This window comes from Allobosea sp. TND4EK4 (assembly GCF_900156025.1).
Classification (GTDB): Bacteria; Pseudomonadota; Alphaproteobacteria; order Rhizobiales; family Beijerinckiaceae; genus Allobosea.
Window position 1 is genome coordinate 1 of sequence record NZ_FTMO01000058.1, and the last position, 1,298, is coordinate 1,298.

General features: G+C 63.3%; 1 protein-coding gene. It reads right to left on the reverse strand.

Annotated elements, in window-relative coordinates:
- Positions 1 to 140: 140 nt before the first annotated feature.
- Positions 141 to 1,220 carry an IS5 family transposase gene (locus tag BW981_RS22235; protein WP_068203851.1) on the reverse strand — a complete coding sequence of 360 codons (1,080 nt, stop codon included), beginning with the start codon at positions 1,218 to 1,220 and terminating at the stop codon, positions 141 to 143.
- Positions 1,221 to 1,298 lie beyond the last annotated feature (78 nt).

The window sequence follows — 1,298 nt, forward strand, 5'->3', positions numbered from 1 at the left end:
AGCTGGACACCCGCAAGAACCCTCCGATTTCTGGCGCTCTGATGGGTTCGGTGCAATGTCTGCCTGATGATCGGCTTCGGGCTGCCTGAGGGCCGGCGCTTTGTGCCGATTTCGGCGATTTTCATCCGCCCTGGGCAGATTCATCCCATGGCTTTTGCCCGTTCGTGTAAGATCAGGCGGTCGAAGTTGTAGGCGATGTTGGCGAGCGTGAGTTTGGCCTCGGCGCGCGCCAGTCCGATGGTGCGGATGAAGAGGCCGAACCTGTTCTTCTGGTGGGCGAAGACGTGCTCGACGGCAGCCCGGATCGCCGACTTGCCGGCATTGGCGCGCGCGACATGCTTTGGCATCGGCCGTCCTGGCGGCTTGCGGCGATGGATGCGGCTGACCAGCATCTTCGCCGCCAGGCTTTTCTCATTCGTCTGTGACCGGTAGGCGCTGTCGGCCCAGACCTCGGAGGAGGTGTTCTGTGTCGTCACCAGGCGCGGCAGCATCCGCCCATCGGCCTGCGCCGCCGAGGTCACCGCGCTTTCCCGGATGAAGCCGAAGCGTCGGTCGATCGCGATATGGGTCTTGTAGCCGAACACCGGCAAGGCGATCTGCGGCAAGGGTGTGCCGTCGGGCCGATATCGGATCTTGCCGCCGATCTTCAGCGTCCAGCGCGCGTCGACGTCCTTCTGCGCCGCCTTGCTGGGTTCGTCGGGCCAGATCTCTTTTGCCGTCTTGCCCGCCTTGATCGCCTCCTTCTCCGCGTCCGTGTTGCGCTGCTTGGGCGCCGGCACGAGGGAGGCGTCGACGATCTGCCCCGACATTGGGATGTAGCCCTTCTTCTGAAGCTGCCAGTCGAAGGCCTTCATCACCCGCCGCAGCGTACCGGTCTCGGTCAGCCTGTTGCGGAAGTGGCGGACCGTGTTCTCGTCGGGCGTCGGGCCGCCGAGATCAAAGCGAAGGAAGCGCATCCAGGACAGGCGATCCCGGATCATGAACTCCATCTTCGCGTCGCTGAGATTGTGCTGCGCCTGAAGGATCAGCGCCTTGAACATCGAGACCGGATCAAAGGGCGGGCGCCCACCCTTGGCGCCATCGCCGTAGCCAAGGCCCTCGACGAGCCAGCCACGGAAATACTCAAAGTCGATCGTCGCTTCGAGCGTCTCCAGCGGATCGCCGATCTGGCTCAGCAACTCCAGATGCTCAGACAACCCGAAAAACGACCGCTGTTCCATCGCAATCCGCCCCGTGCGCCGAGGGGAGATGGAATCATAAAATCAGCAAGCGCGGTAGGTTCTTGCGGGTGTCCAGCT